General features: G+C 72.6%; 3 protein-coding genes. 1 reads left to right on the plus strand and 2 read right to left on the minus strand.

Features of this window, described 5'->3' with window-relative positions:
- Nucleotides 1–51: 51 nt before the first annotated feature.
- Complete coding sequence (locus tag SJ20_RS01475; RefSeq protein ID WP_044658688.1) at nucleotides 52–1,917, minus strand: alpha/beta hydrolase; 1,866 nt, start codon at nucleotides 1,915–1,917, stop codon at nucleotides 52–54.
- Nucleotides 1,918–2,012: 95 nt separating this feature from the next.
- A complete protein-coding gene (locus SJ20_RS01480) occupies nucleotides 2,013–3,083 on the minus strand; it encodes a hypothetical protein (RefSeq protein WP_036315423.1) in 1,071 nt (356 codons plus the stop codon).
- A 266-nt stretch (nucleotides 3,084–3,349) separates the two neighbouring features.
- On the opposite strand from SJ20_RS01480, the gene SJ20_RS01485 reads away from it, so the two are divergent.
- On the plus strand, nucleotides 3,350–6,334 hold the full coding sequence (locus SJ20_RS01485) for a S8 family serine peptidase (RefSeq protein WP_044658689.1): 2,985 nt from the start codon (nucleotides 3,350–3,352) through the stop codon (nucleotides 6,332–6,334).
- The last annotated feature ends 62 nt before the right edge of the window (nucleotides 6,335–6,396 follow it).

Below are 6,396 nucleotides of genomic sequence, written 5' to 3' on the forward strand. Positions count from 1 at the left end.
GGGGAGTCGCCGGGCCGTCGGGGGCGAGCCGGGTTCCGGGTGCCCGGGCCGTCAGTCCTCCAGGAAGGCCTCGACGTCCGGGGTCACCGCGCGGGAGTCGATCAGCTGACGCTCGATCGCGTCGTGGGTGATCCGGTTGGCCTCGCGCACGGCGTCGGTGCGCATCGAGATCTTGATGTCGCCCTTGTGCGTCGGGGTCCCGGCCACCTGGACCGGCTGGGTCTCGAGCGGCAGCGGGACGGCGTCGCACAGCGACTTCTCGGCCGGCTGGGCGCCGGTCAGGAAGTAGTCACGGATGGGCGCGTCCACGCACTCGGTGCGGTACGGGAACAGGCCGTGGGTGCCCTCGTTGTCCACGGAGATCAGGGACGTGTTGCGCAGCACGCCGGCGGCGCGGTGGCCGCCCTCGTACGGGGTCGCCGCGTCCAGCTCGGACTGCACGATCACGGTGTTCGGGGCGCCCTTGCCACCGGGCTGGGCGGGCATGGAGGTCTGGGCGGGCCAGTACATGCACTCCGACGGGCCCATCAGCACACCGATCCACGGGGCCTTGCGGCCGAGGTCGTCCACCCACGAGGTCCAGTATCCCTGCGAGGTGTTCCACTGGCCGTCCTGGCAGCGGATCGCCGAGAACGCGCCCTCGAAGGTGACGGCGTCACCGGCCTGGGTGGCGGCGACGAGCTGCTCGCGCTCGCCCACGGTCTCCAGGCCGCGGGCGGCGAAGCGGTCGAAGGAGTCGCGCTCCTCGGCCGGCAGCGACGCACGGGCCTCGGCCAGGATGCGCTCGATCTGGGTGCGCTGCCCCGCGGGGTCCGTGGCCGCGGCCTCGGACTCCATGATGCGGATGTAGGCGGCGATGACGGACCCGGCGTCGAGGTACTGGGACGTGTCGTACATGGCCGGCAGCAGGAACGAGCCGGCGACGATCATGCCGAGCTGGGTGCGGGTGCCGCCCACGTCCTCCCAGCGCTCCCGGATCTGCATCGGGTCGTCCCCGAGGTCGAAGATCTCGTCGTGCCGGGCCACGTAGGGGAGCATCGCGTCCTGGAACTGGCGGTCGCGGGAGCGCGGCTGCAGGTCCCAGGTGGTCTGGAGCCCGTCGCGGGAGATGTCCACGGCGGAGTCCAGCAGGAACCGGTGCGTGTGCTGGGGGAAGACGCGCTGGTACCAGCTGCCCAGCCAGGTGCCGTACGAGTAGCCGATGTAGGAGGTCTTCTCCTCGCCCAGGACGGCGCGGATGAAGTCCATGTCGTACACGGTCTGCTCGGTGGTGATGTACGGGGTGAGCTCGTTCTCGAGGCACGCGTCGACCTGGGCCTTCGTGTCCTGCCACACGTCGTGCTCGGGGTTCGGCGTGTAGGTGCACTCCAGGGCGGTGGACTGGCCCACGCCGCGGGGGTCGAAGCCGATGAAGTCGTACTGCTCGGCGAGCTCCGGGGCGCGCTCGGCCATGGCGGGCCCCCAGGGCAGGCCGGAGCCGCCCGGGCCGCCGGGGTTGACCAGCGCGATGCCCTGGCGCTCCGGGTTGCCCTTCGAGGTTTCGGTCTTGGCCACGCGCAGGGTGATGGTGTGGCCGTCCTCGGGGTTCTTCCAGTCGCGGGGCACCGTGACGTCGGCGCACGCGGTGCCGGGGATCGCGCTGAACCGGGCGTTGAGGCTCTCGCTGCCGAAGTCGCAGGCCTCCCAGTCCAGCGTCTGGCCCACGAGGTGCGGCGCGAGCGCGGCGGCGTCGTTGACCTTGTTGCCCCGCGTGGCGGAGAGGTCGTTGGAGCGGGCCTGACCCTGCGATGCGGACCCGTTGCCGTTGCCGTTGCCGGGCGCGGAGAGCGCGGGGGCGGCGGCCGCGACGGCGAGCGAGACGGCCGCGACGGCGGCGGCGAGCGTGGTGCGGCGGCGAGCTGGAACGGTTCTGGTCACGTCAGGTCCTCGAGTCGTTCGGTGCGGAGAGGGCCGGGGCGGTCACCGGATGACGCGAGTGATGCGCCTCACAGCCTGTAGAGCGGCCATCCTAATCATGGACGTGCGCTGGAAGTCCACTCGGCGTCCGGCCCGGTCCCGGGGGCCGCCCCCGCGGCTGCGTCCAGCACCGCCAGCAGCCGCACCCGCAGCGACTGGCCCCGCGCGGCGAACTCGCGCTGTCGCCGCGCGTACTCGGCACGCCCGGCCGGCTCCTCGATCCGCACGGCCGCGTAGCCGCCGCGCCCGTCGGCGAGGTCGTCCACTCCGGTCAGGTCGTACGGCGAGGCCTCCATGTCCAGCCGGCGGATGTCCCACGCGAGGTCGAAGCAGTCCGCGAGCAGGTCCGAGTCGACCACCGGCACCAGCTTGTACGCCCACTTGTACAGGTCCATCCCCGCGTGCAGGCAGCCGGGCTGCTCCATCTCCCGCATCCCGGCGCGCGTGGGCAGGACGCCGTCGTCGCCCTCGTTGCGGTCGCGCGCCTCGGGTGCGAAGAACCGGAACGCGTCGAAGTGCGTGCACCGGATCCGCGAGCCCTCCACCACCGCGTCCGTCCCCCCGGCCCCGAGCCGCAGCGGCAGCTGGGAGTGCCGCACCCCGTGCACGTCCGAGCGGTACGCCATCGCCCACTCGTGCAGCCCGAAGCAGCCCAGGCGTGGCGCCCGCTCCGCCGTGCGCGCGAGCAGGTCCCGCGTGAACGCCACCCCCGACGCGCGGTCGGCCAGCACCGCCGCCGCGTCCACCAGCCAGCCGCCCACCGGGCGGCCGTCGACGACGGCGCCTGCTACCTCGCCGGCCTCGACGCGCCGGTAGTGCTTCCACTCGCCCCGGGGGGTCGTGCCCAGCTCGGCCGCCTCGGCGCGGGCCGCGGCGCCGTCGTCGTCCGCGAGGAGGACCCCCGGCCCGGGGTGCCAGCGCTGCAGTGCGGCGGGGGAGTGCGTGTAGTAGCCGAAGAGGAAGTCCTGCACCGGGTGCTTCTGGCCGCGCATCCGCAGGGCCACCAGCGGGTCCGTGCGTCGGGCGATGCGCTCGCGGTGTGCCCGCGCGTGGGCCCGCCACACGTCGGCGGGCAGGGTGACGACGGCGGTAGGCGGGGGCGCGGGGGCGGTGCGTGGCTCGGGCATGACCCCACCATCCTCCCCCGTGGCGCCCCTCATGAGCGAGCGGCTCCGCGACGCCGACGCGGGGAGTGTGCTCCGGCGGTCCTTATTCGACGGTCCTGGACGTTGCCTGGCAAAGATCTGGTCAAACGCCCTACCGGACGGTAGATTGCACATGTCTCGCTGTGGCGCTCATCACATGGGCGTCGATCTCCCCGTCCCCCGGCGCCATCCCCGCCGGCGTGCCACGGGTGAGAGCTGGGCGGACCTTGATGAGAAAGGCGGAGGCAATGCCTCAGAACCCCACCCCTGCCCGACGCCGTCGGGCCCTGGCCGCGGCCGTCGCCGGCGCGAGCCTCGTGGCCGCTCCCGCGCTCGCGGTGTCGGCCACCGCCGTCGAACTGCCCGACGGCAGCACCGTCTCCAGCCCGCAGGGCGAGGTGCAGGTCCAGCAGCAGTTCGAGGACGGCCGCTACTTCGTGGTCCTGAAGGACCAGCCGTCGGTGACCGCCCCCGAGGCCGGCGCCGTTCCGGGCGCCGCCCCGAAGGCGAAGTTCGACCCCTCGCACCCGCGCGTGAAGAACTACGAGGCCAAGCTCCAGCGCCAGCAGGCGAAGGTCGCGAAGACCCACGGCGCCAAGGCCGAGATCTCCTTCCAGCGCGCCGTGAACGCGTTCGTCGCCGAGCTGACCGCCGAGGAGGCCCAGGCGATCGCGAAGGACCCGGCCGTGCTCGGCGTCGCACCGGACGAGCAGGTGGCCCCGGACTACAGCTCCACCGAATTCCTCGGCCTGCCCGGCAAGAAGGGCACCTGGAAGTCCGTGTACGGCAAGGCCGAGAACGCGGGCAAGGGCGTGGTGGTCGGCGTCATCGACTCCGGCATCCACCCGGACAACCCGTTCATCGACGGTCAGCCCGTCCAGCCGCTCAAGGGCAAGGCCAAGGTCGGCGTGCCGTACCGCACCGCGGACGGCCAGATCGCCGTGCTCAAGGCGGACGGCACCACCGCCACGGCCGAGTGCGAGACCGGCCCGGACTTCCCGGCGTCGTCGTGCGACTCCAAGCTGATCGGCGCCTACGCCTTCTCCGACGACTTCGAGCGCTTCGTCCCGGTGGACGAGCGGGCCCCGGAGGAGCGCATCTCCCCGCTGGGCGTGTTCTCCCACGGCACCCACGTGGCCACCACCATCCTCGGCAACACCGGGGTGGAGCAGACCATCGACGGCGACTCCTTCGGCGAGGGCGCGGGCGTGGCCCCGGCCGCCCACCTGATCTCCTACAAGATCTGCTGGGAGGACACCGACCCGAACACCGGCGGCTGCTACACCTCCGCCTCCGTGGCCGCCATCGAGCAGGCCATCGAGAACAACGTGGACGTGCTGAACTACTCGATCTCCGGCTCCAACACCTCGATCGTGGACCCGGTGGCCATGGCCTTCAAGTCCGCCGCCGAGGCCGGCATCTTCGTGGCCGCCTCCGGCGGCAACTCCGGCCCCGGCCCGAACACCGTGAACCACGGCTCCCCGTGGCTGACCACCGTGGCCGCGGAGACGTTCTCCAACGAGCTCACCGCCACCGTGCAGTTCTCCGACGGCACGCAGCTCCGGGGCGCCTCCTCGGCCCGCACCGGCGTGGGCCCGGCCGAGGTCATCCACGCGTCCGAGGTCGCCGCCGGCGACGCTGAGGCCGCGCGTCTCTGCCTGCCCGGCGGGCTCACCGAGGAGGCCGCCGGCAAGATCGTGCTCTGCGAGCGCGGCGGGAACGCCCGCACCGAGAAGTCGCAGGTGGTGGAGGAGGCCGGCGGCGTCGGCATGATCCTCGTGAACACCCCGTCCGGCTCGCTGGACGCGGACATCCACGCGGTGCCGACCGTGCACATGAACGACAACGGCGTGATCGAGAAGGTGAAGTCCTCCGACCTCACCGCCACGATCGTCCCGGGCGACACCACCGGCCTGCCGGAGGACCCGCTGCCCCAGATCGCCGGCTTCTCCTCCCGCGGCCCGGCCAACGCCGTGAACCAGGAGCTCCTGAAGCCCGACCTCGCCGCCCCCGGTGTGAACGTGATCGCCGGCGTCTCCCCGCTGGACCCCGACTACCACGGCAACACGTTCGGCCTGATGTCCGGCACGTCCATGGCCTCGCCGAACCTGGCCGGCATGGCCACGCTGCTGATCGGCAAGTACCCGGCCTGGTCCCCGATGGCCGTGAAGTCCGCCCTCATGACCACCGCCGGCGACGTGTACAACGCCGACGGCACCGTGAACACGGACAACTTCGCCACGGGTGCCGGCTCCGCCGATCCGGCCGCCGCCGCCCGTCCGGGCCTGGTCTACGACTCCGGCAAGGAGCAGTGGGACGCGCTGCTGCGCGGCGACATCGCCGGCCGTGACGTGAACGTCCCGTCCCTGGCGATCCCCGACGTCGTCGGCTCGGCCACCGTGACCCGCACCGTGACCGCCCTGGAGAACGGCCGCTGGCGGTTCTCTGCGAACGTGCCCGGCTTCGAGGTGACCGCCTCCCCGGCCGTGCTGGACCTGAAGGCCGGCCAGTCCGCCGACGTCGAGCTGACCGTCACCCGCACCGACGCCGCGGTGAACACCTGGACCCACGGCTCCATGTCCTGGACCACCGCCAAGGGCAAGGCCGTCCCGGAGGTGACCTCCCCGGTCACCGTCAAGGCGAAGTCCGCGACCGTCACCTCCGCCGGCGAGGGCTCCGGCGCCACCGGCTCCGCCGACGTGGAGATCACCCCCGGCGTGACCGGTGAGCTGACCCCGCAGGTCCTGGGCCTGGGCAAGGTGGACTCCACCGTGGCCGCCGCCATCGCGAGCAACTCGCTCGAGTCCAGCGCACTGGCCGTGTCCACGGTGACCGTGGAGGAGGGCACCAAGTCCCTGGTGGCCTCGATCAACGCGGGCGCCGCCGGCGCCGACTGGGACCTGTACGTGATCACCCCCGAGGGCAAGCAGCTCTCCCGGGCGACCGCGGACGAGTCCGAGACGCTGACGATCGTGAACCCCACCCCGGGCGCCTATACCGTGGTCGGCCACCTGTACGCGGCCAACGGCGGCAAGGACACCGGCACCCTCGAGACGCTGAAGCTGCGCGAGGACGCGGGCAACCTGACCGTCTCCCCGAACCCGGTGCCCGTGACCTCGGGCAAGGCCACCGAGGCGACCCTCTCCTGGTCGGGCCTGACCTCGGGCACCTGGAAGGGCCTCGTCACCTGGGACGCGGGCATCACGACCGACGTGACCGTCCAGGTCCCGTGACCGCCGACCCCCTCCGTCCTCGCTGACGGAACGGGAGGAACCGCCCGCACGACGCCGGCCCC

Origin of the sequence: Micrococcus sp. MS-ASIII-49 (assembly GCF_000946635.1) — a bacterium.
Taxonomy (GTDB): Bacteria; Actinomycetota; Actinomycetes; order Actinomycetales; family Micrococcaceae; genus Micrococcus; species Micrococcus luteus.

Bases quoted from the DNA above. Each gene is read 5' to 3' on its own strand.
- SJ20_RS01480 (WP_036315423.1), bottom strand. From the start codon at position 3,083: ATGCCCGAGCCACGCACCGCCCCCGCGCCCCCGCCTACCGCCGTCGTC.
- SJ20_RS01485 (WP_044658689.1), top strand. From the start codon at position 3,350: ATGCCTCAGAACCCCACCCCTGCCCGACGCCGTCGGGCCCTGGCCGCG.